Source organism: Bradyrhizobium sp. Pha-3 (genome assembly GCF_042258325.1).
GTDB lineage: Bacteria > Pseudomonadota > Alphaproteobacteria > Rhizobiales > Xanthobacteraceae > Bradyrhizobium > Bradyrhizobium elkanii.
The window spans coordinates 2,235,046-2,261,639 of the sequence record NZ_CP170151.1 but is presented as its reverse complement, the minus strand read 5'-3'; the positions used below and the strand labels follow the sequence as shown (position 1 = coordinate 2,261,639).

Annotated in this window: 18 protein-coding genes and 5 pseudogenes; 10 read left to right on the top strand and 13 right to left on the bottom strand. The window is 60.1% G+C overall.

All coding sequences use genetic code 11. The features are described from left to right. Nucleotides 1–310 precede the first annotated feature (310 nt). The 7 genes from ACE10X_RS10720 to ACE10X_RS10690 all read right to left on the bottom strand — a co-directional run bounded on the left by ACE10X_RS10720 (nucleotide 311) and on the right by ACE10X_RS10690 (nucleotide 7,890). The gene (locus ACE10X_RS10720) at nucleotides 311–1,390 is read right to left on the bottom strand and encodes a hypothetical protein (protein WP_304498945.1); all 1,080 of its coding nucleotides are present in this window, start codon (nucleotides 1,388–1,390) and stop codon (nucleotides 311–313) included. Nucleotides 1,391–1,396: 6 nt separating this feature from the next. After that, nucleotides 1,397–2,806 (bottom strand): amidase, encoded by a 1,410-nt coding sequence (locus ACE10X_RS10715; RefSeq protein WP_304498944.1) that lies wholly within the window; start codon nucleotides 2,804–2,806, stop codon nucleotides 1,397–1,399. Then, nucleotides 2,803–3,006, bottom strand: coding sequence for a hypothetical protein (locus ACE10X_RS10710; protein WP_038388754.1), 204 nt, complete (start codon nucleotides 3,004–3,006; stop codon nucleotides 2,803–2,805). Before ACE10X_RS10710 ends, ACE10X_RS10715 begins: the two co-directional genes overlap by 4 nt. A gap of 321 nt (nucleotides 3,007–3,327) precedes the next feature. Then, on the bottom strand, nucleotides 3,328–4,020 hold the full coding sequence (locus ACE10X_RS10705) for a cyclase family protein (protein WP_375764183.1): 693 nt from the start codon (nucleotides 4,018–4,020) through the stop codon (nucleotides 3,328–3,330). Nucleotides 4,021–4,277: 257 nt separating this feature from the next. After that, nucleotides 4,278–5,543, bottom strand: coding sequence for an extracellular solute-binding protein (locus tag ACE10X_RS10700; RefSeq protein WP_304498942.1), 1,266 nt, complete (start codon nucleotides 5,541–5,543; stop codon nucleotides 4,278–4,280). A 209-nt stretch (nucleotides 5,544–5,752) separates the two neighbouring features. Beyond that, nucleotides 5,753–6,715, bottom strand: a complete 963-nt coding sequence (locus ACE10X_RS10695; protein WP_304498941.1) for a carbohydrate ABC transporter permease — start codon at nucleotides 6,713–6,715, stop codon at nucleotides 5,753–5,755. Next, a complete protein-coding gene (locus tag ACE10X_RS10690) occupies nucleotides 6,715–7,890 on the bottom strand; it encodes an ABC transporter ATP-binding protein (protein ID WP_304498940.1) in 1,176 nt (391 codons plus the stop codon). Before ACE10X_RS10690 ends, ACE10X_RS10695 begins: the two co-directional genes overlap by 1 nt. Nucleotides 7,891–9,336: 1,446 nt before the next feature. Between ACE10X_RS10690 and ACE10X_RS10685 the strand changes: the two genes are divergently transcribed. The 3 genes from ACE10X_RS10685 (at nucleotide 9,337) to ACE10X_RS10675 (ending at nucleotide 12,092) form a co-directional block, all read left to right on the top strand. Further along, entirely contained in the window at nucleotides 9,337–10,179 is an 843-nt protein-coding gene (locus tag ACE10X_RS10685) for an isocitrate lyase/phosphoenolpyruvate mutase family protein (protein WP_304498939.1), read from the top strand. Nucleotides 10,180–10,567: 388 nt separating this feature from the next. Further along, a complete protein-coding gene (locus ACE10X_RS10680) occupies nucleotides 10,568–11,479 on the top strand; it encodes a LysR family transcriptional regulator (protein WP_304498938.1) in 912 nt (303 codons plus the stop codon). Nucleotides 11,480–11,810: 331 nt separating this feature from the next. Beyond that, nucleotides 11,811–12,092 (top strand): helix-turn-helix domain-containing protein, encoded by a 282-nt coding sequence (locus ACE10X_RS10675; protein WP_038388629.1) that lies wholly within the window; start codon nucleotides 11,811–11,813, stop codon nucleotides 12,090–12,092. A gap of 390 nt (nucleotides 12,093–12,482) precedes the next feature. Here ACE10X_RS10675 and ACE10X_RS10670 read toward each other — a convergent pair whose 3' ends face one another. Beyond that, complete coding sequence (locus ACE10X_RS10670; protein ID WP_375764182.1) at nucleotides 12,483–12,854, bottom strand: DNA -binding domain-containing protein; 372 nt, start codon at nucleotides 12,852–12,854, stop codon at nucleotides 12,483–12,485. Nucleotides 12,855–12,994: 140 nt separating this feature from the next. Here ACE10X_RS10670 and ACE10X_RS10665 point away from each other — a divergent pair, with 140 nt between their 5' ends. The 3 genes from ACE10X_RS10665 to ACE10X_RS10655 all read left to right on the top strand — a co-directional run bounded on the left by ACE10X_RS10665 (nucleotide 12,995) and on the right by ACE10X_RS10655 (nucleotide 15,193). Continuing rightward, entirely contained in the window at nucleotides 12,995–13,456 is a 462-nt protein-coding gene (locus ACE10X_RS10665; RefSeq protein WP_304498937.1) for a hypothetical protein, read from the top strand. A gap of 58 nt (nucleotides 13,457–13,514) precedes the next feature. Beyond that, nucleotides 13,515–13,808: a helix-turn-helix domain-containing protein gene (locus tag ACE10X_RS10660; protein ID WP_304498936.1), complete on the top strand. Its 294-nt coding sequence runs from the start codon at nucleotides 13,515–13,517 to the stop codon at nucleotides 13,806–13,808. A gap of 620 nt (nucleotides 13,809–14,428) precedes the next feature. After that, nucleotides 14,429–15,193 carry an amidohydrolase gene (locus ACE10X_RS10655; RefSeq protein WP_304498935.1) on the top strand — a complete coding sequence of 255 codons (765 nt, stop codon included), beginning with the start codon at nucleotides 14,429–14,431 and terminating at the stop codon, nucleotides 15,191–15,193. 889 nt (nucleotides 15,194–16,082) lie between these two features. Here ACE10X_RS10655 and ACE10X_RS10650 read toward each other — a convergent pair. Further along, nucleotides 16,083–16,157, bottom strand: a pseudogene (locus ACE10X_RS10650) (cytochrome P450); the annotation flags it as partial. A 737-nt stretch (nucleotides 16,158–16,894) separates the two neighbouring features. Beyond that, nucleotides 16,895–17,032: a hypothetical protein gene (locus tag ACE10X_RS10645; RefSeq protein ID WP_369525563.1), complete on the bottom strand. Its 138-nt coding sequence runs from the start codon at nucleotides 17,030–17,032 to the stop codon at nucleotides 16,895–16,897. Nucleotides 17,033–17,641: 609 nt separating this feature from the next. On the opposite strand from ACE10X_RS10645, the pseudogene ACE10X_RS10640 reads away from it, so the two are divergent. From ACE10X_RS10640 to ACE10X_RS10625, 4 genes and pseudogenes are all read left to right on the top strand, one after another. Continuing rightward, nucleotides 17,642–18,541 (top strand): annotated as a pseudogene (locus tag ACE10X_RS10640) (isocitrate lyase/phosphoenolpyruvate mutase family protein). A gap of 228 nt (nucleotides 18,542–18,769) precedes the next feature. Beyond that, on the top strand, nucleotides 18,770–19,960 hold the full coding sequence (locus ACE10X_RS10635) for a pyridoxal phosphate-dependent aminotransferase (protein ID WP_304498933.1): 1,191 nt from the start codon (nucleotides 18,770–18,772) through the stop codon (nucleotides 19,958–19,960). 69 nt (nucleotides 19,961–20,029) lie between these two features. Next, nucleotides 20,030–20,297: pseudogene (locus tag ACE10X_RS10630) on the top strand (phosphocholine cytidylyltransferase family protein); the annotation flags it as partial. 480 nt (nucleotides 20,298–20,777) lie between these two features. Beyond that, nucleotides 20,778–22,295, top strand: coding sequence for a DUF2235 domain-containing protein (locus ACE10X_RS10625; RefSeq protein WP_304498932.1), 1,518 nt, complete (start codon nucleotides 20,778–20,780; stop codon nucleotides 22,293–22,295). Nucleotides 22,296–22,665: 370 nt separating this feature from the next. Here the strand turns inward: ACE10X_RS10625 and ACE10X_RS10620 are convergent, their stop codons facing one another. The 3 genes and pseudogenes from ACE10X_RS10620 to ltrA form a co-directional block, all read right to left on the bottom strand. Beyond that, the gene (locus tag ACE10X_RS10620) at nucleotides 22,666–23,157 is read right to left on the bottom strand and encodes a hypothetical protein (protein WP_375764181.1); all 492 of its coding nucleotides are present in this window, start codon (nucleotides 23,155–23,157) and stop codon (nucleotides 22,666–22,668) included. A gap of 882 nt (nucleotides 23,158–24,039) precedes the next feature. Further along, a pseudogene (locus ACE10X_RS10615) lies at nucleotides 24,040–24,507 on the bottom strand (transposase); the annotation flags it as partial. Between the two features lie 64 nt (nucleotides 24,508–24,571). Next, nucleotides 24,572–26,100: pseudogene (gene ltrA, locus ACE10X_RS10610) on the bottom strand (group II intron reverse transcriptase/maturase). Nucleotides 26,101–26,594: the final 494 nt, after the last annotated feature.

Here is a 26,594-nt window from a genome sequence, read left to right as displayed (position 1 = left end):
CCTTGGCCGCGGCAAAGCCGTAGCTGGTACAAAAATCCGTTGGGCATTGCCCGTCCCGGTTTGAGTCCGGCCGTCCGCACCACTTGTTCAACAGACGAAGGCACCGCAGATCGTAGTGGTTGGCCAGGATCTGCAATCCGACGGGGCGCGGTTCGTCTCAAACCTAAATGGCACTGCGCTCTGCCGACCAAACGGATGGTCTCTCGCGCGACATTCCGGATTGACGGCAATGGAGACTCCGGCATCGGGGCGATCTCGCGAAGGCTCCCCGCAGGCCCTTTTGTTCAGAACTTCCGGTATGCGGCGACTTTCACTCCAGTAGCGCCCTGATTTCGGCGCGAAGGCTGCGCACTTCGGAATATAGTTCCGTGATGTGGTGAGCTGTTTGCTCAGCCCCGCGTGCGCCTACAAAAAAGAAATGCCCGCCGGCGACATCTCGGGATAAACGCGAGGGAAGCGTCCGGGTCAGGGCACGTAACTCCTTCCATCGCCCGGCATCGAAATCGAGCGCCCGGGCCTGTGAGCGGATCATCTGTATGTTGAAGAAATTCCAGTTGATTGGGTCAGCCAGTGCGTGCCCGTCGTCGGACCTGTCTGTGGGACTGATCGTTGCGGCCAACGGAAACTCGGAAAAAGAAGAGGCCCTCATATCGTCATGAGCCTCCTCGAAATTCCAGAATGTCCCCTGATCCGAGAAGCGCTGGGACGTGCCTCGAAGCATGACAGGCGTGTTGCACAGATAGTGTTCCAGATAAAGCTGTTCGTCGAGAATCCTGCGTCCGTTGATCTGGTTCTGGTGTGAAAGACTCGGCAGAAAGCCGTCGATATACACGCCTCCTGTCCAAAGGCCGTCCGGTGTCAATGGATCGCCACCTTGTTGCACAAGATTGAGCCCGGCAATCGGTGGCGAGGCGGCCAGCGACAGAAAGCAGACTGCATCGATACCGCGGGCCTTCAGGGCCGTGTTGACAGCGGCAACCGAGCGACCGGCCATGCTCCACATGGCGACCGCGACGGGACGATCCGGCGTTTCGCGCAATACATCTGAGGTAACGGACGCGATCCAGTTCGCCCAGCCTGCAATGGTCAGGTCAGGCACGATCGCGCCAATGGACGGATGATCGGTCGGATACGACAGGGCAAGCAGCCCGATACCCTTTTGCTCCAGCCAGTGATCCAGGAAATCGGCACGGTGGGAAAACGGATCGCCGTAACTGATGCGCGCCAGATGCACCCCGCCCGGCAGGAATACGACAAGCGGGCAATCACTCTTTCCTGCTCTGAAGTACCTCAGGCCCCGCACACCGGAATGCTCCACAAGCTCTTCCCCGGCGAACAACATCCCGGTTTGCGGTCTTCTCATGAAATCGTCTTCCCTGTTTTCAAGCATGTTCAGTTAAATCTGTGGCGAGCGGTGGTGCCAGTCGGTGAGGTCCTGATAGGCATGGGCAACGGCCAGCAGGGTCGCTTCGTCGAACGGCCGGCCGACGAGCTGGCAGGCGACCGGCATGCCATCCGCCGTGAAACCGCAAGGTACGCTCAGCGCGGGAAGGCCCAGATAGTTGAACGGCCTCGTGTAGATGTTGATGACGCGGCTGCGATTGAAATCGTCGGCGAAGCGTTCGTCGCGCATCTTCTCGATTGCCGGCGGCGGAAGAGGCAGGGCCGGCGTCAGCAGGACATCGGCATCCGCGAACACCCCCTCGCAGAATTCACGCAGGTAGCGGCCGCGCAGCGCCAGCGCCTCAAGGTAACGCGGCGCCGGGATAAAGTTGCCGCGCTGCAGCTGGTTGCGGTTGGCTTCTGTGATGTCGGCGCCGCGCTCGCGCAGATCGCGGCCGAACACGGTTGCGGTTTCACAATCGCTGAGCACCGAGGCGAGGTCCCAGAGCAGGTGCCCGTCGGGAAGATCCGCCGGCCTGATCGTGGCGCCTTGGCGCGCCAGGATCTCCTGGAAGCAGGCCAGCGCATCGGCCACATCGGGATCGACCACGGACCAGAACCGCCGCTGCACGGCAATCCGGATGTCGGCGAGCCTTATGGAGAGGCCTCGCTCATAGTCGGGGACCGGCTCATCGCTGGAGGCTGGATCGCGCGCATCAAAGCCGCCGATGCAGCCCAGCAATCTGGCCACGTCACGGGCCGTTCGCGCCATCGGCCCGATCGTATCGAGCGACCAGGAGCGGGTCAGCGCGCCGTGCCGACTGATCCGGCCGCAGGTCGGCTTCAGTCCGGTGACACCACATACGGCAGCGGGAATCCGGATCGATCCACCGGTGCAGGATCCAAGGGAGCCGTAGATCAGGCGGGCGGCAAGCGCAGCAGCCGGACCATATGATGAGCCGGGATTGAAACGTTGCGTATTCCAGGGGTTATGGCAGGCGCCGAGCGGTTCTTCGCCCGGCGTATCGGAGCCCGCCAGCTCGGTCATGTTGAGAGTGCCGATCTCGACGGCGCCCGCGCCGTCCAGCCGCTCCAGCACGGTCGCTGTCTCTTTCGCGACCTCGCCCGAAAAAATCCGGGAGCCGCAGCTTGCGGTCCGTCCGGCTCTTGCGAACATGTCCTTGTGCGCAAGCGGCACACCATGCAAGGGCCCAAGGATGCGACCTTCAGCAAGGCTGTGGTCGGCGCGCCGGGCCGATGCCAGTGCTCCTTCCCGATCGATCGCAACGAACGCGTTTATCCGCGGCTGCCAGGCATCGATCCGCTCGAGACATGCCGTGACCGCCTGGCAGGAGGATATGCGGCCTTGCCTGATCGCATCAGCGAGCTCGCACAGACTCAGGGACGTGATATGCTGCATCATGTTCCCGCCGGACGCTTCAACAGAGCCAGCATCCGGGCGAACTGCGCCGGCTCATCACCTCTCGCGAGCTGCGATGCGCTCGCCCGGACAAGCGAATTCAGCCGGGCAACATGATCGGCCAGGGCCGCCGCCCGCCCGTCATCCAGCGGCAAGCCGTGCAACTCGTTCGCCAGATCCGCTATTGTTTCCTTCTTCAGCATGCCAATGCGCTCACACCGTCCATGGCGGGTAGCCGTCCACAATCAGGCGACGCCTGTCGCGATGATGCTTGCTGCAACCAGCGCGGAATTCTTCGATGCGTTCATGCGCATAGCCTGGCGCAACTTCCTCCGCCTTCGGCCGGGACAGACTGCAATGCGCCGGGCGCGGTGCATAATCCTGGCGTAAGAGACCGGCGACAGGACGGCCTCGGAAGCAACGCTGCGCTCGCATACGGCCGTGAGCACGGGAGTTCTGCAGGGCCGCCATGACCTGCGAAGTGCGATCGTATCTGTGCAAGAAGAGCAGCAAGGGACCGGACCTTATTCGTCCAGGACAGCGACCGCACGGATCGGGCTTGCAGTACCGCCGCGGATCCTGAGCGGAAATCCGATGAAGCGGAACCGGCCCTTGCCGACGAGCCTGTCGAGATTCCACATGCACTCGATGTGGGTGATGCCGCGGGCCGCGCAGGCAAGGTGCGCCTTGTAGTTGGCCTCGCCTTCCGGTGCCGGGCTGATGGCCTCGACGCCGAACATCAGGATCTTGCGGTCGGCGAGCCAGTGCACGGCATCGACATGCAGCCCTGGGAAGTCATGCAGATAGCCGGGCGTACCCCATAGACGCCTGTTGACGCCCATGTCGATGAGCACCGTGTCACGCGGCCTGATCTGCTGGCCTGATCGTATGAGCGCCTCTTCCATCTCGGAGGCCGTGATCTCGTGTCGCAAGGGTACATGCGCCAGATCGAGGCAGATCGCCCCGGTATAGAAATCCTCCAGTGGAATCCGGTCGATCGAGGGAGCATCAGGATCCGGATTGAAATGACAGGGTGCGTCCACATGGGTTCCCGAGTGGTCGCTGAGCGACAGCGCCCAGGATTTCGAGCTGAAGCGCGTCGCGCCGGATTGTTTGATTTCGCTGTGATCGTTCCAGACGCCCATGATGATCGGTGGATGCATCTGGGGCGCCGGCGCGCGATGGTGAAGTTCCCGGCTCAGATCGATCAGCTGCATCTCTGGCATCTCCTGGTAAATGTATCTTTGCGAGGCCCCCCGCGTGGCTGGCCGCGACACGAGCCCCTCGACGGATCAGGCAGATCCCGCGCGCGAGCCCGGTCTCGCTGCAACCCGCGGATCGTTGGCACCTCTTCAGACCTCAATCGCCTGCCGTTCATTTCCGGACAGGACATCAGGATTGCCGGCGCGCGAAAGATCTCGCGATATCGGCAACCATGGACGATGGCTCGCCGGCGCTCCCGTGCCGGCCTTCCTCAGTGCGGCAGCAGCGCATCGACGTCCTTCCCGAGGCTTGAGAGCGCCGCGGCCGGATCCTGCTTCTGCGAGACCACGAGATAGCAGTGATCCTCGATGGCCTTGATGATCCTGGAGTTGTTCTCGCCCGGAAAGGCGAACCAGCCTGTCATCATCGCAATCCGCTGACTGGCGATGCGATGCTCCGGGTGGGCGTCGAAGAACTTGCCGAGCCCAGCAGGATCGCTGATCGCGGCAAGATTTACCGGCACGTAGCCGGTGGCCTCGACCATGATGGTCTGGCCGGCCGTTCCGACTGCGAATTTGATGTAGTCCCAGCAAGCCTTCTGCTTGTTGGGATCATCAGTCAGCATGACAATGCCGTTGCCTGCGGCCGGAAGCCTGTCGTTTGCCGATGAGACCGGCAATGATCCGACCTTCAGCCGGAAATTGCCGGCCGCCGACTGCTGATAGCCGTTGAGCGCACTGCTTGCGCCGAACAGGATACCGAGCTTTCCCGCCCGGAATGCCTGCCGCGCCTGGTCCCGTTCAAAGCCTGGCTGGCCTTCCTTTCCGAGACGTTGCAACAGCTGCAGCGCCTGAAGGCCGGCCGGGCCGTCGAAGCTGATCCTTGTTTCGTCCTCGCTCATCATCCGGCCGCCGAAGGCGCCCACCAGCGTCTGGAACGACCAGCCGTTATTGGTGTATTCGACATAGAGGCCGCCGGTCCCCTCGCCGAGGGCGCCGATTTTCCTGCCGAGCGCGATCACGCCATCCCAGTCGTCAGGCAGGTTGTCAGGGTCACCGCCGGCCTGCTTCACGAGATCCATGTTGTAGAAGAGCACGGGAACGGAAATTGCGAACGGCAGGGCGCAGGTTTTGCCGCCGTATGACGCAAACGATGTCACTTCTTGCGGAACGCCGATCGTGTTCCACGCCGGATCGCCTGCGATGAAGCGATCAAGCGGCACCGCTATCCGGCGATCAGCCAGGGGCCGGATCTGGTTCAGGCCCTGGTGGGAAATGTCAGGCAGCTGCTTCGTTATGTTCTGCCGCAAGGTCTGCTGGACGAGGCCGTCATAGTCGACGGCTGGGCTGTCGAGAACGACCTTGATATCGGGACGGGTCTCCATGAAACGTCGCGCAAGCGCCTCATAGAGTCCCCTCAGAGAGGCCGGAGAATAGCAGACCCGGATCGTCGTCTGCTGATGCGCACGGGCCCTCAGGACCGGCGTTGCGGCCGCAGCGCTTGCCATCGACAGGAAGGTCCTGCGTGAAGGAAACATCGATTGCCTCCGTTGGCGTGTTGTCTGACAGCTCCGCCCCCTCCCCCGACGCAATGTCGCCGGGCAACGGGAAGATTTCGCAGGCTGGCGCGGCGGGCGGCGATACCGTTGACGCAGATCGACGAAGCCACCCGCCGCGGTGATGGGCAGCACGGCATCCCGAAAAATGGCGGCAACCGGCGAGAGCCACCTGGCAGACGTGATAGCGCTCATTGGTAGTGCACCGTCCTGTCCATGGCGCGGGCCTGAACGAGCGTGAGCGTCACGACGATGGCGAGAAAGACGACGGCAACGGCGGCACCATATCCGGTGTGCAGATATTCGAAGCTCTCCCGGTACAGTGTATAGAGCAGGACTTCCGAGGCGTGGCCGGGACCGCCCTGTGTCAGCACTTTCACGGTGTCGAACGTCTCGAACGCTCTCAGCGCCACGACGATGACGACGAACATCGAGACCGGACCGAGCATGGGAAGTGTCACGGTACGCAGCCGGTCGAGCGCACGATCCGCACCGTCTATATCGGCCGCATCATAAAGGTCCTGAGGAATGCTCTTGAGGCCGGCGAGGAACAGCACCATGGCGTAGCCGAGGTTCTGCCAGACCCCGATGACGGCGAGCACCGGCAGCGCGGTATTCTCGTCGCGCAGCCAGTTGGCAACGGGCAGGCCGAGCGCCGCGAGTATCTGGTTGACGAGGCCGATCGCCGGATGCAGCAGCGCGTCCCAGGCGATCGCCGTGGCGGTGATCGTCGCCATGAAGGGCAGAAAGTGAACGGCCCGGTAAAAGGACCGGCAGGATCTGCCGCTTTCGACAAGAAGCGCAACCAGAAGGCCGAGCACAACGGTGCCCGGCACGACCATCAAAACGTAGAAGACCGTATTGAGGAGCGAAGTCCTGAAACCGGCGTCGGCAAAGACCTCGCGGAAGTTGGCGAGGCCGACGAAGGAAAGCGAACGCGCCCCGAACTGCCAATCCGTGAGCGCGATGACGAAGATGCCCGTCGCCGGCAGAAAGAACAGGATGACCAGGAGGAATGCGGCAGGCCCGACCAGCGTCCAGCCCGCCAGCACCTCTGCAGCAACCCGTCTTCGCGCCGCAAGGGACGACGTCGGCTCGCCACCGGCCGGGCACGCCCCGTCGGCAGCACCGGAAAGCGCAACGGCTTTGCCCATCAGGCAATCTCCCGGAGCGGGGCGACCGATCCCGGGCCCTGCCCGGCCTCGCGGCGCAAACGACGTCCGTCACGGGTAAAGAGCAGCACGCGATCCGCCCGGACGCCGAGATGCAAGGTCTGCCCCGGCGCGATCCGGGGCGCCCGTTCGGCGAGCAGCCTTGCGATCAGGGGATGATCGATGCCCGGCAGGTCGAGATGCACGAAGAGATCGGATCCCATATGCTCGATCAGGCGCACAGAACCGGTCAATGTGTCCGGACCGCGATGTTCGGCGAGTTGAAAAGCCTCCGGACGAACACCGAGGGTGAGAGCCACGCCCGAAAGCGCATCGGCCTCGATCGGAAGCGTCGATCCGGCTACATCGATCAGGCCACGCTCGCGCACCACGCCGTCGAGGATGTTGATCCTGGGCGAGCCGATGAATTCGGCAACACGTCGGTCATCGGGATCGGCATAGATGTCCTGCGGCGGCGCGACCTGCAGCAACTCGCCGTCGAGCATCACCGCGACCCGGTCCGACAGCGTCATGGCCTCGGCCTGATCATGCGTGACATAGACGAACGTGGCGCCGATCCTCTGGTGCAGTTCCTTGATCCCGGCGCGCATTTGCACCCGCAATTTGGCGTCGAGGTTGGACAGCGGCTCATCCATCAGGAATACGGCGGGATGGCGCACCATGGCGCGGCCAACCGCGACGCGTTGCCGCTGGCCTCCGGAGAGCTGTCCAGGTTTGCGTTCCAAGAGGTGACCGATCCCGAGCAAGCCGGCTGTCCGGGTTACTTCGGCCTCGATTTCGGCAGAGATCCGCGCTCTTCCTGGCATCAGGCGGCCGAGAACAGGCAACCGCTGCATGGCCGAGAGGCGCCGCATCCGCAGCGGCAACGCCATGTTGGAGGCGACCGTCATATGGGGATAGAGCGCGTAGGACTGAAACACCATCGCGACATCACGCAGCTTCGGCCGCAGCCCATCCACTGCCCGCTCGCCGATCGAAATCGAGCCTGCGTCCTGTACATCGAGGCCTGCCAGAATCCGCAGCAGCGTCGACTTTCCGCATCCCGATGGTCCCAACAGGGTCAGAAACTCGCCGTCCGCAATCGACAGCGACACACCGCGTAAGACCGCCGTCGGGCCATAGTTCTTCCGGATGCCGTCAATCTGCACGGATGCCATAACTTCACTTCCAGACCATCGTGAAAGCTGACGTGTTCGCCAGCCCGTGACGACTTCAAGACCTCCATTGCTAAGGCTGGATGACACCCATCGAATAACTCAATAGGAACTTGCAATCATGCGATGACATGCAACCCGGTCAGCCGATGTCGCCGGAAGACTGAGCCGTTTCGATGGTACGGGCTCTCGCGCGCGGACGTCGTGGTGGAGGCGAACTGCTGTCCGGTTTTCGATCGGCCGCATCCGACGCCGCGCCGGACATCTGAACGTGGCAGACCGATCCGAATGGCCGGTCCAGACAACAACTGTATTTTCGTTGGCCGTTCGGCCACCATACCAGTGTGACGGCGGCGAAGCGGACAAGGCACACCTTGGGCGTCATCTTGCCTGGCGTGCCGGATATCATCAAATCACCGCCCATCGCACCGGCACTGTCATCCGCTCATGCGTCTGCCCGGCTCCGCCGGGCTCGCAAGGCTTGCGGCATCACACGCGATGATGTCGCGAGATGGCAGCAGCCGTTCGTCGTACTCACTTGCCTCGGCTGCTGGCGCCGGTCAGCGCGAGGGCCGAGCGGAGATCCGATCCTCAGTTACCGCAACTTTCGATTGGTTGATCCAAAAAATGCGATAGCCCGATTGGTCTTCGCGTCCGGGCGCGGATAGAGATGAACAATCATCATGTCTTCTTTCAGGAATCCTGTCTTGTCGCCCGCTGCAGCCCAGCTCGATGCCGTCCGGCCTCCTGATGCCGGAGCATGGACGCAGTTGCCGCGCGCCCGAAGCACCGGTCCGCTCGCCTTCAGTCGGGGGGCCGCCGGTTTGGGGACCGGCACCTTCGCCGGTGAGGCAGGCATCCGGATTATCCGGCATGAGCGCGGCAGATCCTCCGTCAGGACGACGTGGCTGTCCGTGGCGATCAAGAGTGCCAACGACCTTGCACGCGGTTGGAACAACTACCGGATCGCAGCCAGCCGTGACGCCGGACACCTCGTCCTGAATGAATTCGTCGCCAGCCTCGATCCGTCCGAGGAGGTGGAGAGATCAACACCGTGCCCCCACCCGGACGGGGTTGCGATCGAGGCGGCCCGCGATGAATCGTATGTTTTCATGCCGCGCCTTACGATCGCATCGCGGCAATGCCGTGGTGTCGCGCCCGGCTGGCTGAATCCGGGCGGGCAGCTTTCGTGCCGTGTGCCGGATCAGGTTTTGCGGCATTCCACTCACTGCACAGGTTTCATCGAAAAGCCCTCGCCTCGCACGGCAAGCGCGATGGAAACCGGCACCGCGGTCCTGGATCGCAAGGTTCGCGGCTTCACCCCGTATCCGGCTTGCTCGCGCCTCGTCGTCCGGACGATCGCCCCGCGTGCGAGCGCAGCATCACCGTCTCCGTCTCCCAGCTATGAAAGATTTCATCATGTCCCCAGCCAGACGCCTCCGCGCCCTCATGGCCGAGATCGGCCTTGTCCACATCATGGCCGCCCACAGCCCTCTTTCCGCGATTTTAGCCGAAGAAGCCGGATTCGATGGCCTGTGGGCCTCCGGCTTCGAACTTGCAGCGCTTTACGGGCTCGCGGACATGAGTCTGATCTCGATGGCGCAGCATCTCGATATGCTGCGGTCGATTGCCGGACGTACGACGCTGCCGATCGTTGCCGACATCGATACGGGATACGGCAATGCGATCAATGTCATCCATGCAATTGGTGAATACGAGCGGGCTGGCGCCAGCGCGGTTGTCATCGAAGACAAGACCTTTCCGAAGGTCACGAGCCTTGTTGCGGGTGGTCGGCAGGAGCTGCTGCGGATCGAAGAATTCCAGGGCAAGCTCGAGGCTGCGGCCGCAACAAGACGGAACCCGGATTTTCTCGTCATTGCCCGCACCGAGGCATTGATTGCAGGTCTGGGCGAGACGGAAGCCCTGCGCCGGGCACTGGCCTACACAGAAGCCGGCGCCGACATGATTCTGATCCATTCGAAAAAGAAGGATGCCTGCGAGATCGAGAGCTTCTCGCGCGCCTGGACCGGAGCGGTGCCGCTGGTGGTTGTACCGAATGCCTACCCGGATCTGGATGCCCGACGCGCCAGGGCGCTGGGCAATATCCGCATGATGATCTACGGCAATTACGGCATCCGCGCCGCGGCAACCTGCATGCAGGAAACGTTCCGCCGGATCATCGCCGATGGCGGCGTCCAGAACGTGCACAAGGATATTCTGCCTGTGGAGGAGATTTTCAGACTTCAGCGGACCGAAGGGATCAAGGCAGCTGAAGCCCGCTTCCTTCGTTGAGCATTTGACTTGAAATCATCGCCGAACAGCAAGATCCTGAAACAGTACCAGGCTCCGGCTTCACTCAGGGCCCTACACTCCGCGCCAGCGGGAAAATGCAGGTAAGCCGTTTTGCTCTCCTGAAACTGGTTGCGCTGTCGATTCCCGGAACAGCGATGACCGGGATCACACTTTCCAGCGCGCCAGCATACGCATCGGAAATACGGCCTCCGCGATTGTGATACCGCGCCAAACTGCACGAAGCGTACGAAGAAGCCGCTTTCACGCGCGCGACAGCATTGATAAGCAGAACTCCGACCATACCCATCGAATAATGTGATGGAGTATTCGCTTTCGCAAAGGCCATCCGTGGCAACCCAGCCCATTGCAGATGCTACCGGAGCAGAAGATGGCCGTCGAGCAGGATGAAGTGCCCCTCAATGCAATCCGGGTATTTGTGGCCATCGCGCGGGAAGGAAGCGTAACGCGTGCGGCCAGCGCATTGGGCGCAACCCAGAGCTCCGTCAGCCGTTATCTGGCCGTGTTGCAGGACTATCTCGGTACAGACCTCGTGGAACGGCGAGGCCGGGGAAGCCAGTTGACGGAGTTCGGAAGGCTGTTTGCCAACACCGTTGCCGAACCCCTTGATACGGTGTGTTTCACCACGAAGAGAATGCGACGGCGCAACCGGTCGGACACGAACCGCATTGTGGTCCGCACATCGCTTTCGACCTTTGCCTACTCGTTTCTGATTCCAAATCTGCAGGCATTTTCCGCCGAGATGGACGGCGTCATCGTGGACGTGATCAGTTCATTGTCGCCGCCGAATTCATCCGACAATTTCGACATCCTGATCACCCGCGATCTGACCGTCATCGAGCCAGCCGACGACTGGGAGATCCACAATGAGACGCTCGTATGCGTGGGCTCCCCAAACCATGTTATGGGAAAGACGCTCTCGATCGTCCGTTCAATGCCAATTCTGAACGTGACCTCCCGGCCCGACATCCTGCCGACATGGCTGAGGGCAATGAATCTGACCGCAAGCGACATGACGTCGGGGGCGCGATACGACCACAATTACCTTGCCCTGCCGGCTGTCCTGACAGGAAAATGCCTGCTGGTCGCGCCAGAAATCATCGTCAGCGATCTCGTGCGCGAAGGGGCGCTGCATGTGATCCCGGGATCGCGTACGCCCAGTGGTATGCAATATCGCGCCTATGCAGTCGACCGCAGTGACAATCCCGAAATCGCCCGTGCCTTTTGCCGATGGGTTGCCCGGCTCTGTAAAAAGGCCGCGATTCCAGAGGCGAGCTGCTAGTTGTTTGGAGAACCGGAAGCCCGGTTGATGGACCGGGTTCAGGCGCGATAGTTTAGCGCCGTAAAGCTCCCCGTCGTTGAAGAGGAGTGTGCAAGCCAGCTGCCGGCTTCTTATAGCAGGTTTCTCCAGGCAAGAAGACGTAGTTGCGTCATCGGATACCGTTGATCATGCCGTGAGCGCCGCCCGGCGGGCATGATGTGGCGATATCCGGAGCCAGTGGGACATCGTATTGTTTGGGTACGGCCCCTACCCATCAGCATTGTCGGTGCTCGTTTTATTAGTTCGGTTATAGCCCGTGGTTTGATGGCCATCCGAATGGCTGCCTTGGCGCATGAAAGCTCGTGCGCTCGTGGCCTGGAATGTCCGCCGGATCCGCGTAGATCGCGGTATCCCGCAGGAGCAACTGGCGTACGATGCCGGGGTCGATCGTTCCTATATGAGCGGTCTCGAGCGGCAATCGGCGAACCCGACAATCGATCTTCTCGATCGTATCGCGGAAACACTGGATGTTCATCTGTCCGAGTTGTTCGTTCAGCCACCAAAAGGCGCGACGGCTCCCGCGACCTTGCGCAAGGGGCGAAAGCCGGTCCGCCGTCATCGCAGGAAGAGGTAGCACTGCTCGCGTGATACTCGAGGCTGCGGCGACAGGCACCGCCCTGTTGGCCGGGAACGACAATCTCGCCCGTCTGGACGACGTTTGCTGGTTTCGGTCCAATAGCAATCATCCCGCCCGCCTGGACCCGGGGGGCTGGAGCCGCGCCCCGACACACCGGTCATTCAGACCCGCGGCAGGCAAAGCCTTCACATATCCGGTCTGGCACGCAGTCTGGTGAACGTGCCCGCGCGCGTTCGCGCAAGGAAATTGCAGGCGCGACAGTCGGAACCATTTCTGGCTACGCCAGATTCCAGATCGATCCAATCACTTGACGGGACGGCCTGCTTTTGAGATCGGACTTCGAGACTGGACCTTCGGAAGACCTCGCGTCCATTTGAAATTGATTGATTATTCACTCGTCGGCCGATCGCGACGCAGCAGATGACGGTAGCCGTGGCGCGCCACCCATCTGGCACGAGCCAGATGACTGTCGAAAGCGCGACGGGCGCGATCAGGCTCAAGGGCGGGATCAATACAAAGCACGATGCGTGCAACCTCGCGCCAGTCTGCGTTGTCGGCTTCGGCGTCGAGGATACGCATATAGGTGACAGCGTGTTGCTCATCGTAGTCCGTGAGCCCGGGCGCGCTTGGTGCCAGATCTGCAACCTTGGGATCGAACGACACGGCCTGAAAATCCTGCAAAATGCGAAAGCCTTGAACCAGGCGACTGTAGCGGTATTCAGAGGCGCTTCGTAGGGAACCGATGGTCGCAGTCGACAAAAATATTCTTCCTGCCGGATGTCAGCCGGCAGCGGAGCCCCCTGGCAAGGCGTCTCGTCCCGTTTGCCTCCATTTCGCTCACTCCTCGGTGTGCATTTGATTTCCGTCCCGGGTTGCTCAAAAGCGAAATCGGACTTCCCGTGCAGCGCTCGTCAGCTTCGCTGCCCGTTGCCAACAAAAAGATCGCCCTGTACCGCCTGGCCCAGCAAACACGTGCCGATTGGTGGTCGGTGTTCCGGCTGCGCCGTCCAGCCGGGCGGGGAAGCTTTCTTTTCAATGACGAACTCCGGCGACCCCTGCTACTGGTTGCCGACGGCGAGCACGCGGCCGCCGTCGATGATCCATTTTGCACGCGCCAGATGATTGAGCGCCGCGCGAGCTCGCTAGCCGGCAATCTGGAACAACGTGCCGGACGATCCGCGCAACTTTCCTGCAGTCGGCGCGGTCGGCTTTCACATCAGGAAGTCGCCAGGAGATCATCAAATGCGCTTGCCATAGCTCGCCAGGACCGCCTCATCTGGCCCGCCGGCGACATCCGGCTAGCCGGCTTTCTCGTTGAAGCTTACGCGCAGAGACGGCTCAACTCGTTCCGGCGAAGCTAACGTAATACGAGGGTTATAGCCAGTGGTTTGATAGACAATCAAATGGCTGCCTGAGCGCATGAATGCTCGTGCGCTGGTGGCTTGGAATGTGCTTCGGATCCGCGAAGAACGCGGTGTTCCGCAAGACCAGCTGGCTTACGACGCCGACGTTGACCGTTCCTATATGAACGGAATCGAGCTGCAGAAGAAGAACCCGACAATTGATCTTCTTGAACGAATGGCAAAAACGCTCGGCGTCCATATGTCTGAATTCTTTGTTGAGCCTCCGGAGGGTGCGAGGCCGCCCAGGACCTTGCCTAAAGGCCGCAAGCCGAAGCGTCCATCCCGTAAGACGAAGCAGCCCCCGGGATAAGGGTCACCTTGTGGCAACGGACCCGCAACTGCACTGGTTGCAGGTCGCAAGCTTACCAAGCGAGGACCCAGGGAAAGCTCACGTAGAACAAACTCTCCGAAGCTCTCTGCCCAATGGGGTCAGGCTTGAGGGAGCCGCCCGGAAATGCTGGCGCCAGATGCGCATCGGTTGGCGGAATGTTGTTGGACATCGTCAACCGCTCAAACTCGTCTCATTCTAGGCGTGAACCCGCCGCGACGTGCAGAACTCGCGCCGCTTTGTCCGAAACGTACTGAACGATTTGATCTGCCTCCGCCCTCGCCATTGTCCCCATTTCCAGTTCGCGCTAAGGACCACAAGCTCGCGATGGAAATCCTGCGTTCATAACCAAGGCAGCATCTACGGCGAGCCCGTACTGTAATGGCCGCGAGCATTCCGCCCGGAAACGCGGCTCTATCGGCGAGATCACGGATGATCGAGCGCCACGATCCGGACACGAGGCAGGACGTCATGCGTAACGCGCCCAAGCAGACGTTTGCGTGTCTCTACGCACGCCCGGCAAGCGTCGACGAGCTGAGGTTTCGAGCGTATGACGGTCTGGCTGGCGCTCTGGCGATTGCGGCCTGCGGCGGGCGTGCACAATGAGGATCGACTGCGAGGTTCACGCCTTCCGCCAGGAGAGCCGTTTGGTAGCACCCGTCATCGACGGCTCCGTGGAACGACTGGAAAGCGCGGCGCGCGGCTGCGCGATCACAGGGCTGGTTCTGGTCCAACCCGCTTTCCTGCGCGACGATCCGACAGAACTCTTCGTTCAGGCGAGCCAGACCCGAATGCCCGTGAGGATCATTCCGCCCATCCTGAAACCGCCGGCGCCTGAGGTCCTGGAGGCGTGGGGCCGATCGGGCGCGGCGGGCTTGGCGCTAACCCTGGACGATCCTGACGAACTGGCAGAATGCTTTGAGGCTGCCCTCCAACTGGGCTTCCACCTGGAGGTGTCCGGCGGGCTCGAAGGACGAGAGCACCTCGCAGAGCTGCTCCTGGCCGACGGCCATCGTCTGGTGTTACGGGACTTCGGGCTCGCGGACAGCACCCGCGATCCCGCTTGGGATCCGCGCCTGCAGCGGCTTTTGGCGCTCGCCGAAGGCGCCGAGGTATGGGTGAAGCTGTCGGGACTAGGACGCGTCCCGGATGCCTGGGCCAGGGCAGCAGCGGGGCGGCTGCTGGAGGGGCTCGGGCCGAAACAGCTGCTCTGGGGATCGGAGTGGCCAAACGTGACAGCCGCCCACGCCTACGCGCCATGCTATGCGCAGACGTTGGACTGGCTTGAGGAGCTCATTCCAGATGAGCACGCGAGAGGACGGATCCTGAACGAGACTCCAGCGGCCCTGTACGGTTTCCGCAACTAAGACCCGCATACGGACGCATTTTGCGCTGCGACCCGAGGTCCAGACCCGCGCGCTTCGCTATCAACCCATCGTAGTGTATCGCCGCCCACTCTAGCGGCGAGTGAAGCGGCCCCTTCAGAAGTCAGAACCTCTTCGGAAGCACCTGTGAAGGATCTTCTTTCTGGATTGCGTAGCGAACCTCTATCCCCGTTCCGTATGATCGATCGAGTGTTCGCACACTTCTCCACGCTGGCTTGCTGGAAGTCATCGACGCCGATCCGGGATCAGCCCCTGACAACTGGCCGCAACTGATCAAGGCGGTTCAGCATCAATCCTGGCCCGGAGGCCCTCGGCGACGATCTCAATTCTCGTGCCAAAAAGATCGCCTCGCAGCGCTCCCTCCTCCGGCCTCTATGGATGCTATCGTCCTGCGTAAAAGTCTACAGCCGCAGCAATCCGAGCGGCGAGCATCTGACACGCTGGTGCACGAGAGGAAGCCGCCCCAGCAAACTACGCGCGAGGACGCGCAGCGATTCTGTTGGCTCACTTTGATTCGGTCGCCTGCGCGCTGATCAATAGTCTACGGTCATGGCGAAGCGGACTTGCCTGTTATCCACCCGGTCCGAAACGTCTTGCCTTCGTGTCCCGGAAGGAGTGATCAACTCGTGGAAGATCGTCCTATTTTGTTGATGACGGGGTTCTTGCAGACCAATTGGCCACTCTGGCTGGCTGGCGGCGCAAGAATGCAGGCCGCTGCCTTGTTCAATCAAGGCAGACCTGAACCGGAAACAGGATGCTTAAGTACTCCGCGGCGTCAGCTTCACCATCACGTCCCGATCAGGCTACAACAGGACTCTCCCGATCGGGCAAGGAGTGCACGCCGCTTCAAGCTAAATCGACGAAACAGCCCTTAGACAAAAGCCTGCATCTCCAGCTTCGCAAGCGTGCGGCCGATGCAGACCCGCGGGCCGTTGCTGAATGGAAAAAGCGACCCAGCTTCGCCCCTCGAGTAACGATCGGGCTGGAATCGGTCCGGCTCCGAATATCATGAGGAATGCCGATTGATCAGGAAGGAAGAAGCATCACGCCCGAGCCCTTTACGAAACGATAATTTTCAATCGTAACATCATTGGTCACGTAGCAAATGTTGAACCAGAGTACGCTGTATAGCCTCCCAGATCACCTGGCGCAGTAACGTGGTCGGATCGAAGGCTGCAGGCACGGTCTCATCGCCGTAGACGCCTTTGTTGATCTGCTCGCGGAGGGTTTCCTGGACGTCCGGAGATGAGGCAAGCAGGGGCAGTTCAACGTGGTAGCGGTTGTTTCATAAGCGACGACCACCAGATCTATCGTGCGATCAGGCAGACGCTCGCGAGCCGTGGCGTTTGTCTCCCACTCCGGCTCGTCCTCCATCATCCGCCGCAAGAGGCCACCGTCCGCGTTTCGGGCCGCGGTGGTGGCTCATTCCGTTGCGACAACAACATCCTACGGACCAACAGTAGACCATCGCGCACTTTTGGCCACCAGCCCGCTCCGGCAACGCGCGCCTCTCCCACTTGCTAGAACTGATAGGAGAACCCGGTTCGCGATTGAAGTACTCTACCAGCTCTGTGCCTGCCACGACTTAACCCTAATAGCCTATGCGGGCCGCGACGAAGATGATCCTTGATGTCATTCCATCATGCGCAGCATAAGTCGCCCGTCGAGCCTCGTTCGCGTATCTCACCCCCACGGATTGTTCTCGTTGGCCGAGATCGTGCCGGCAATTGGGTTGCCCGCGAACGCCGGGGCGCCTTTGGTGGTTTTTTTATCAGCCGCGCCCAAGCGCTGAGATATGCTCTCTTCGAGAACGGCGGTCATCCAGAGCGCATCATCGAGGTAAAGCGTAAACTTGAACTCGATTTTCGGACCAATCCAACGCCACAATAGCAGGACGGTCCGCGGCCTCATGCGCTCGCTACGGGCGAACTCGTATAGTATTATCAGAAGAGACGTTCCAGGACGGCGCTGATGCTTTGCTCTCGAACCTCTTACGCGAGCACGATGTCGAGCTAAAGCGGTGTCGAGCTAACGCGCAGATCGGCTTCGCCGGCTCAAGTCCCGCTCCCGAGATCCCCCGTTTTTCTCTTTGTGTCACCTACCATTTCGGGCAATTGATCGAGATTGACAAAAGCACATCACTTGTCGAGGGATGAACGTCGATATATCGCCGAGGAGTCTGCACGTGCACTTGACCGGTCTGAGCGGCGGAAACATGTCACCCTCGGTCTCAGCCATGTTCCTGCGCACCTTGACACAACAATCTAGGGGCCAGTCAACTACCCAAACTCGCAATTGATTCACATGACCGATGGATGGCACTTCACCGCATGAAAGTCAGCCGATCAAGCGAGGAATTGGCATGCAAGATCAATCCCAATCTGTTCTCGCCAATCGTCCGATCATTCCCCTGATTCGCCAGTTGCAGACATGTTGCGGGCCGAGGTCTGCTCCAGCAGTCAACTATCGTTTCTTATGGACGCACATGACGGCCTCTCCGCCGCAATCGCCGAGCGCGCAGGCTTCAAAGGGCTTTGGGCATCTGGCCTGTCGATCGCCTGCTCGCTCGGTTACCGTGACGCGAACGAAGCGTCCTGGAGCCAACTCGCCGAGCGGATCGTGGACACGACCCGACTGCCTGTCCTCGTCGACGGTGATGGCGACTTGGGTAACTTCAACAACGCTCGTCTGCTGGCACGCAAACTCCATCAACCGGGCGCAGCCGGTGTCGCGCTGGAGGATAGCAGCTTCCCCAAGACGAACTCGTTTGTTGGCGTTCGCCATCCGCTCGCCGAAGTCGACGAATTCTCCGGCCGTCTGCGCGCGGTGAAGGATGCATTGGCCGAAGACTTCATTCTTGTGACCCGGATCGAGGCATTGATGGGCGGTAAAGGGATGGATTAGGCAATTATGCGCGCCCACGCTTACCCGGATGCCGGAGCCGACGCGATCCTCGTTCACTCGCGAAGGTGTGCCGCAAAGATCGTTGCGTTCGCGCGCGCTTGGCAGAACAAATTGCCCATCGCGATCGTTCCTACGAAATATTATCGAACATCATCTTCTGTGTATCGTAAAGCTCGCATCTCCACAGTGATCTGGGCCAATCACCCGGCGCGAGCGGCAATAGCGGCAATGCGGCAAGTCTGTCGTCGTATTATGACCGAGGAGAACACTGCGAGCATTGAGCCTATTATCGCGATGCGTCATGGGGTCTTCGAATTGCTAAGATATGACGAACTGGCACCAGCGGAAGCTCGATATTTTTCTGGGCAGCAATGCGGGGCTTTTCACTCAGACGGCGGCACCGATTTTGTAGGACAGCCGACATGAAACCGTTTTTGGCGCACGGACTCACGATCGGCTCGGCAGCTCTTCGGCCATCAAAGTTGACGGCATGCTTCGGTCGCAATTCCTCGGCCTTTCAGCGGCGATCGAACAACGACAAAGTTAAGTAGATGACCGCCGTCGGCTTCAGTATGAGCAGGTTGTCCCTTTGGGGGGCGACCAGGTTCGCCTCGCAGCACCAATCGTGACATGCCGGGCTAATGGAGAGCGCACATGCTGGCGGAGCGGACGGCCCTATTTAAACGCTTGGACACTGCTGCGGCGTGGACCGCGGCCAAAGCAGCTGCGGCGAGCGCCGAGCATATCATTGATCTGACCGCCGAAGAGATCCGGAGTGATCTAGCGCCGATGGTGCGCGAGGGCACGATCATCGCGATCAATCGCAGCATCAACCGCGACACCGAGACAGGCCCCACGACGAAGCTCCGGGAGGCGATCGCTCGCAGAATTTCCTCCGAGACTGGTCAACCTTGGTCGACGGACGAAGTCGCAGTTACGAGCGGCTCCAAGCATGCTCTGTTCAGCGCGGCGATGGTGCTTCTGAATCCGGGAGATGAGGTGCTCATCCCCGTTCCGCATTGGACTTCCTTCCCCGCGCAGGTCCTCTTGGCAGGCGGAGTGCCGATCTTCATCGAGACAAGGGACAACAATTACGTTCCAAAGCCTTCGGATCTAGCTGCGGCAGTTACGTCAAAGACAAAAGCGATCGTTGTCAACACCCCGAACAATCCGACAGGCACGATTTACGACTGCGAAACTCTTACCGAAATTGCGCGGCTTGCGGCCGAACGGGACCTCTGGATTGTGTTCGATGAATGCTATGGGGCCTTCGCCCATGCTCCACACACCCATCATCCAATCCTGTCGATTGCTCCTGCGGCGCGTCACCGCACTCTAATCGTCAATTCGTTCTCCAAATCCCTCGCCCTGACCGGCTGGCAGATCGGCTATCTCGCCGGCCCAGAATCCGTTATAGACGCCGCGCTGGCGCTACAACGCGATACGGCCTGCAATCCAGATGTCATTTGCCAGCATGCACTGTTCCATCATTTGGACTCCGGTGATGACGTATTCCAACAAAAACTTCAACGGCAAGTCAGCGAGGCGCGAACGCTTGGGCTCTCGATTCTTTCGACCCTGAAGTCGATCCCCCAACCCGCAGCTCAAGGCGGATTCCACTTTTATCTAGATCTCAAAGGATGGCGGCAAAGCACTAAGGGCCCGGGCCCCGAATTCACCGCCGATGACGTCGTTAACGTATTGCTGATGGACGCTGGTGTCGCGACGGTTTCGGGCACGATCTTTGGCGATTCAGACGGGGTCCGGCTCTCGTATGGGATTGATTTTGGCTCGCTCGACAAGGCCTTGCGGCGTTTGTCCGCAACTTTGAACTCGTGGAACTGAAGTCCTGCTGGGTTCGACGTGCTTAGCATTGCGGAAGGTTAGCACCAGGCTGAATTTCCTCGCCGCGCTATCGGGCTTGCAGCCGGCCTCGGCCCGCGCCCGCGGCCGTTGACGGATCTGCGGCCAAAAGCACAAGTCGGGGTTAACGGCGTGCCGATCCTGTGCGACGCCCTGCGGAATCTGGAGGTCACCGGTGTCGGTGAGGTGACGGGTTGTCGTGGGCTACCGCAAGGACGCCATCCAGTATGCCTGCGGCAGCCGCTTCGTCGGGGTCGAGATCAACTACGTCGAACCGACGGTTTTCGATCGCACCGGGAGCGCTTATTCCCTGTGGCTGGTGCCACGATCGTGGGATCGTGGAAACCGGACGAAAGTTAAAATGCCTTGCTATAGAATGCGTTCAGACCAACCGCTCCTGAGGCCGACGCGCGAGCGAGGCCCAGCAGGCATGTCATAGAGCACCAACGGTCGCATCGAATCAGTATTCTACCAGAACTAAGACGCTGACGCACAGTGGGGAGCGGACTGCTTCGGCGGGTGAAGTTACAGGCACCATTCGCTCAGATCCGCCCCCAGATCCCTCTCTTGCTAGTGGCAATCGTTCGGCTTTCAGAGCGCTGATCGGCTCTGGCGCTCGGGTGCCCCGTCGACGAGTTGGTATTGACTATCGCTTCTGCAGACAGAAACTCGAATGTCGCATGCACGTAGTCGCCTGATGCGCAGGATTTCACCCTTTCATTGGTCAAGACGCGCATTTTTTCGCACGCGTCCATGATATAGATGGTTTATCGGCGCGATTTTGGGGGAATGGGGTGCGATGCCCAAGAATATCGTGATCTTCTCCGACGGCACAGGCCAGGCCGGCGGCATCAAATTCGACGAAGCACGGACGAACGTCTACAAGCTCTATAGGGCGTGCCGCGTAGGCCCGGACACACAGGTCGCACCAGTCGAACAGGTTGCCTTTTACGATCCCGGACTTGGCTCAGCATCCGATGGTGGTCACTTCAAGATCGGCTGGATGCGTTGGCTGTACAATCTCGCCAGCATGGCAACGGGGCTCGGCATCACCCGGAACATTGTCGACTGCTATGCGGCAATTATCAGCCTGTACGAAGAAGGTGATCGCATCTATTTGATCGGGTTCAGTCGCGGCGCATATACAGTGCGCTCGGTTGCGGGCGTCATGTCATCGTGCGGTATCCCACGCAACCTACCCGACGGCTCCCCGTTACGACGCGATCCCAAGAGCATCCACAAGCTCGCGGAGCACGCGGTCAAGAACGTCTATCAATTTTGCCCGTCTTATAGCCGCAAGGATACGAAGGGCTACCGTCAATTCCTGCTTGAAACCCGCGACGCGATCGCTGCGAAGTTCAGGAAGGAACATGGGAGCTCGCAGACAGCAGGACGCACCGAGCAAGCGAACGTATTCCCATACTTCATCGGCGTGTTCGATACGGTGGCGGCTCTCGGGCACAAGTATCTTGGGCCAGCGCTGGTGGTCTTCGCCATCGCGCTCTTGTTCGGTCTGCATTGGGTCGGCAGCCTGCTCGAACCCGTTTTCCCTTGGGCGGGGCTCGCCGTCCGAATCCTGAGTTACCTCGGGCTCGCCGCGGCGGTAATCGCCTTTATCATCAATTATCTGAAGATTGCGCTGCCTCTGCCGGGTTATAGCTTCTGGAAGCGGATGCTGACGCTGCACTTGGCACCTCCCAAACACAAATTCTATGACACCACGCTCAACAGGAATGTCCGCTACGCCAAGCATGCGATTTCGATCGACGAGAAGCGGGCGGATTTCAAGAGAGTGCCTTGGTCGCCGACGGCAGGTAAGGCGGACGAACGCGACGCCCTGGGCAACCTTTACTTTGAGCAGGTATGGTTTCCCGGCGTCCATGCCGATATCGGCGGCGGCTACCTGGAAAACGAAGCTCGTCTGTCGGATGTTGCCCTGAACTGGATGGTTGCGGGCGCATCCCTGATTCCACATGGGCTCAAGCATGACGGCAGCGTATTACGGCTCTCGCCTGATCCCGCTGGTCGCCAGCACAACGAACAGGCGAATGGATTGCTAAGGGCCGGCGTGCGTTACCTCCCGGTGGACTCGAAAACAGGCCAATCCGCCTCACCGATGCACAAGTCCGTCTACGCTCGCTTTGCGGCCGGTCCGGTCCTGCTATACGACCGGATAGGAGACTATCGCCCGGACAATATGAGGGCCCACGTGGACTTCGGGCACTACTTCGATCAAAGCATGGCGCAGCCGCCCAAGTACGTCGCTGACGATCTCGAAACCAAATGGGAGAAGGCCAACCATGTTGGCCGCCTGTAGACTGCACCTTCATGCTCACCTGCCGTCACGGGCCTTCAAGTTCACGAATGTAGAGGACCGGCCAATTCGATCGACCATGAGCGGCAGTTGTCATAAGCATGTCTTCAGCGCCGTTCGGGTGGAGCGGCTCTATTTGGCCGCTTCGCGTTCCGATCAACAAGCGGCCGATGCCTCGCTGCAGTAATTTCAACGCATTGACTCGTCCATGCCTCCAGGTGTTGGGCAGCGGCGTTGATGGGGCGCCGGCGACGTCAATAAGTTGCGGGTGATCCAGTCCTGCTTAGAGCCAGGCTTCACTTGCGGCACAGCCGTGGCAACACCCGCGAACGACACAGCTCCCTAGTGTGCAAAGAAGATTGCAATGCCCGACTCAAATTCGGAGGCACTGATCGGCTTGACCTTGACCGCGGCCGGTTCGATCTTCGGCCTCTATCGGTATTACATGAACAGCGCGCAGGCGAACTTGACCCGACAGCGCGAGCGCGCGTTGGCAGCATCCGAGCAAACCAAGGATTTCTTTGAAGACGCTGATGTACGTTTTGTCATGCGTCTGTTGGATTATGGGAACGCCCCATTTTGGAAGGAGGAAACGCTGAAGGGCCAGATCTTCGACGTGCGTGAGCTGCCCATAGCGCTGGCCGTCCACTGGAAACGGCAGCAATCCGAGCAAACTGAAACGAATGTATTCACGGACCGAACTCTTGCCGTCCGCTCCGCCTTCGACAACTTTCTGCTCTGGTTGGAACGGGTCGAGCATCTCATACGCCACGATGTCATTGGAGCCGTCGGTTTCGGCGAGCTCTTCTCGTATTGGCTGGTCCTGCTCGGCGAAATTCCGCGACCCTGCGACAGGATCAATCATCTCTCAAATGCGGATCGTGCCGCGCTTTGGGAGTACATCCGAGCATATGAATTCAATTCGGTCGTTCGCCTATTCGCCAGGTACGGTCGCGCCGGGCCGGTTGGACAGGATGGGTTCGTTCCTCGCAAGACAACTTCGAAAACGTCTGAACACGCGTGCCGTGTCGGCCTTCTTTCGCCGAAACCATCATCTCGAAGCGCTTCGAGCGAAGCGGCCAAAAGTGCGAAGCAGCGGTACAATGGGAGGGAGTGCGCGGGTAGGCGCCGTCCGGCGTTGACCGCGAGCCCCGCAGATCGACGTCGTGTGCGATTCTCCCGTGCTGTCAGGAAGACGCAATGCCGGAGTTCATTTTCGTCTGAGCATCCTCCGACGATCCCGGTGTAAGCCGCTGGTGTATCGCTTGATACCAAGCATCTCGGGAACGCTGTTCTTCAGCGACGAGAATTGAGACGACGTTGAGCGGCGCTTGCCCGTTGCCCGGCAGTGCGAATATTTCCGTGACCTCCACATGCGAATAGGAGCCGAGGAAACTAGGCTGCGAGCGCGCGATTTCATTGCAAGGCCGGGGGCGTCCATCTCCCGTGCTTTTTTACGTCGGTTTTGCGCACCACCGCGCCACTGAGCTTCGGCGTTGACACGATCAACACGGATCGCGCCAGGATTTTGTGCATAACTCAAACGTCACGGCCGGTCCTGCTCGCTCGTGCAGACGGATATCAATACTATTTAAGGTAGTTTCACTGTTGCATTTTCTTTTCTTTATTGGAGATGTCGTTGCCCGAGGTTGCAAATTCTGCTCGCATGGGCGTCTGGCGGCAGACTGAGCTGGTCCCGATTGTCTGAACAGAATCTCCGCGTCCATAAGTGGAGCGTCTGCCGGGGTTAGGCCGCCAGGCGGAGTGGCAGCGGGGTGAAGTAGGCTTGATCCGGCGTGCGGCCGTCAAGACTCGAATGGGGACGTCTGCTGTTCTAAAAGCCGAGATATCGGCCGATCGAGTTGCGCGCCTCGCTGACGCTGTCATAGGCCCGCAGATACACCTCCTCGTATTTGACGCTGCGCCATAGCCGTTCGACAAACACGTTGTCCCGCCAGGCTCCCTTGCCGTCCATGCTGATCGCAATGCCGTTGTCGGCGAGCACGCCGGTAAAAGCCTGTCCGCTGAACTGCGAGCCCTGATCAGTGTTGAAGACGTCCGGCTTGCCGTGACGAGCCAGGGCATTCTGAAGCGTCTCGACACAGAACGCCGCCTCCATGGTGATCGATATACGCCACGACAGCACGCGGCGGCTGAACCAGTCGAGCACAACCGCCAAATAGACGAAGCCGCGCGCCATCGGGAGTGGAGTAAGAAGCGCGAGCGCGCTTCTCCTCCCCGAACCGTACGTGCACCTTTCAGCGCATACGGCTCTCTGTTCAAGCTTGGCCCATGGCCATAGCAACATCATGATAGTGCGAGGTGACAGTGCTGCGGGTTTCTTTTCGGAAGATGTAGGGATTTTCCTCCGGATTGCGCCACCGGAACTGCGCCTTCGGGCTTGAAACAAGCCGGTAAGTGCTTTTCCGTGCGGCGCGCCGCGTTCATGCCGACCAAACACGAGCCAGGTTTTCGCCTTGCCCGGTTCCGGGGGTCGGTACCATTTCCGCATCAAAGGTTTGATGCGAGATCGGTATTTGTGCCCCAGCCAATGCGCCATTTTCCAGAATACGACATGGTCGATGCGCCGGAATACGTACGCGGTGAAGTCGGTGAACTTGTAGAACGCTGCCCATCCCGCCAGTTGACGGTTCAGGCCAGCGATCATGTCGACCGTGCTGACACTATGATTGCCGGAAAGGGCTTCAGTGAGCCTGCGAACAAACCCCTTCGCCTTTTCCTTGGGTATCGTTGTGACGACGGACATGCGCCCGTGCGACCCTCGCTTGCGAATGATCCTATGCCCCAGAAAGACGAAGCCGTCATTGACGTGGGTGATATGGGTTTTCTCCATATTCAGCGTCAATTTCAGCTTGCCTTCCAGAAAGGCGCGGCATTCTTCGCGGATTTCCTCTGCTTGAGCTTTGGTCCCTTTTACGATGACGACAAAGTCGTCAGCGTATCGGCAATATGCAACCGCCGGCTTCCATTGCCGGTTCTCTCGAACCGTAATAGGGCGGCCCAGCTTGATGCCGAAGTTCCATGCCCAGCGGTCCTTGCGAGCCTTGTCGCTCAGGTATTTTGCCTCCAGCCACGCATCAAACTCATGGAGCATGATGTTGGACAAGAGCGGTGACAGCACGCCACCTTGCGGAACACCCTCGCTGGAGGCTGTAAACAGGTCACGGTCAATGTGACCTGCCTTCAGGAACCGCCAGAGAAGATCAACAAACCGCCCATCCTGCACTCGTCGCCGCACACATTTGATAAGCAGCCGGTGATGGACCGTGTCGAAGTAGCTTGCCAGATCACCTTCGATGATCCAGCGGCCCCTCGTCATGTCGGCTCCATCCTGGAGCTGTATCTTCACGGTGCGGACGGCATGGTGCACGCTCCGTTCAGGCCGGAAGCCATAGGATAGGCGATGGAAGTCGCTTTCCCAGATTGGCTCCATGGCCATGAGCATGGCTCGTTGGACGATGCGATCCGTCAGAGTCGGAATACCCAGTGGGCGTAGCTTGCCATTGGTTTTCGGGATATAGATTCGCTTCACCGGCTGGGGGCGATAACTCTCGTCCAGCAGGCTTTTCCGCAGGTCATCCAGATGCTGATCCAATCTGACCTGCAATCGTTGCTTATCTATTCCGTCAATGCCCGGTGTTCGTGCGCCACTTGACGCCAGAACAATCCGAGCGGCCTCGGCAAGCCATTCCCGGTTGGCAATCAGCCGAAGGAAGCGATCGAACCTTCGGTTCGGATCGCTCTCGGCCCATGTCGCGATCTTGTGCTGCATTTCACTGATTATCAAAGGTCTTCACCTCATTCGGTCAGGTAGTTTGCACTCCAAGCAGTTCGAACTGTTCCCCTTCGCCATGTGGCAGGCTTTCCCTACCGCGGACTACTACGGAAACTCCGCCAGCATGGTGGACATCAGGGTCAACTCCCTTGCGACGCTAAGCATCGTGGGCATTCCATCATGCCTTCCCTCGTTCATATGCTGGACGTCGTTGTATTGGTGAGGCTGCCGGTCGCAGTCTTTTCCCTTGCTTTCCGCAAGTCGATGCCGATGCCATGGTCTGGCTGCGTTCTCCCCATGACCCCTCGCGAGCGTCCTTACATCTGGGCTCGCGTTCGGATGCCGGCCGTCATATCTGTCCGGCGACATCATCAGCATTCCACCTATTAAGCCGTGTAGGCGGAGGCGACATTTCAGCCCTCAGATGCGGGTGAACCGGTTCGTGTTTCTCAACCTTCCAATACTTCAGCCTCGGGGACCATCTCGGCTTAACGGCTTCGCCTCAA

Bases quoted from the DNA above. Each gene is read 5' to 3' on its own strand.
- ACE10X_RS10635 (WP_304498933.1), top strand. From the start codon at position 18,770: ATGCTGGCGGAGCGGACGGCCCTATTTAAACGCTTGGACACTGCTGCG.
- ACE10X_RS10620 (WP_375764181.1), bottom strand. From the start codon at position 23,157: ATGATTGATCCTGTCGCAGGGTCGCGGAATTTCGCCGAGCAGGACCAG.
- ACE10X_RS10710 (WP_038388754.1), bottom strand. From the start codon at position 3,006: ATGCTGAAGAAGGAAACAATAGCGGATCTGGCGAACGAGTTGCACGGC.
- ACE10X_RS10705 (WP_375764183.1), bottom strand. From the start codon at position 4,020: ATGCAGCTGATCGATCTGAGCCGGGAACTTCACCATCGCGCGCCGGCG.
- ACE10X_RS10645 (WP_369525563.1), bottom strand. From the start codon at position 17,032: ATGACCGCCGTTCTCGAAGAGAGCATATCTCAGCGCTTGGGCGCGGCT.
- ACE10X_RS10625 (WP_304498932.1), top strand. From the start codon at position 20,778: ATGCCCAAGAATATCGTGATCTTCTCCGACGGCACAGGCCAGGCCGGC.
- ACE10X_RS10655 (WP_304498935.1), top strand. From the start codon at position 14,429: ATGAGGATCGACTGCGAGGTTCACGCCTTCCGCCAGGAGAGCCGTTTG.
- ACE10X_RS10690 (WP_304498940.1), bottom strand. From the start codon at position 7,890: ATGGCATCCGTGCAGATTGACGGCATCCGGAAGAACTATGGCCCGACG.
- ACE10X_RS10685 (WP_304498939.1), top strand. From the start codon at position 9,337: ATGGCCGAGATCGGCCTTGTCCACATCATGGCCGCCCACAGCCCTCTT.
- ACE10X_RS10660 (WP_304498936.1), top strand. From the start codon at position 13,515: ATGAATGCTCGTGCGCTGGTGGCTTGGAATGTGCTTCGGATCCGCGAA.
- ACE10X_RS10720 (WP_304498945.1), bottom strand. From the start codon at position 1,390: ATGCTTGAAAACAGGGAAGACGATTTCATGAGAAGACCGCAAACCGGG.
- ACE10X_RS10695 (WP_304498941.1), bottom strand. From the start codon at position 6,715: ATGGGCAAAGCCGTTGCGCTTTCCGGTGCTGCCGACGGGGCGTGCCCG.
- ACE10X_RS10700 (WP_304498942.1), bottom strand. From the start codon at position 5,543: ATGTTTCCTTCACGCAGGACCTTCCTGTCGATGGCAAGCGCTGCGGCC.
- ACE10X_RS10675 (WP_038388629.1), top strand. From the start codon at position 11,811: ATGAAAGCTCGTGCGCTCGTGGCCTGGAATGTCCGCCGGATCCGCGTA.
- ACE10X_RS10715 (WP_304498944.1), bottom strand. From the start codon at position 2,806: ATGATGCAGCATATCACGTCCCTGAGTCTGTGCGAGCTCGCTGATGCG.
- ACE10X_RS10680 (WP_304498938.1), top strand. From the start codon at position 10,568: ATGGCCGTCGAGCAGGATGAAGTGCCCCTCAATGCAATCCGGGTATTT.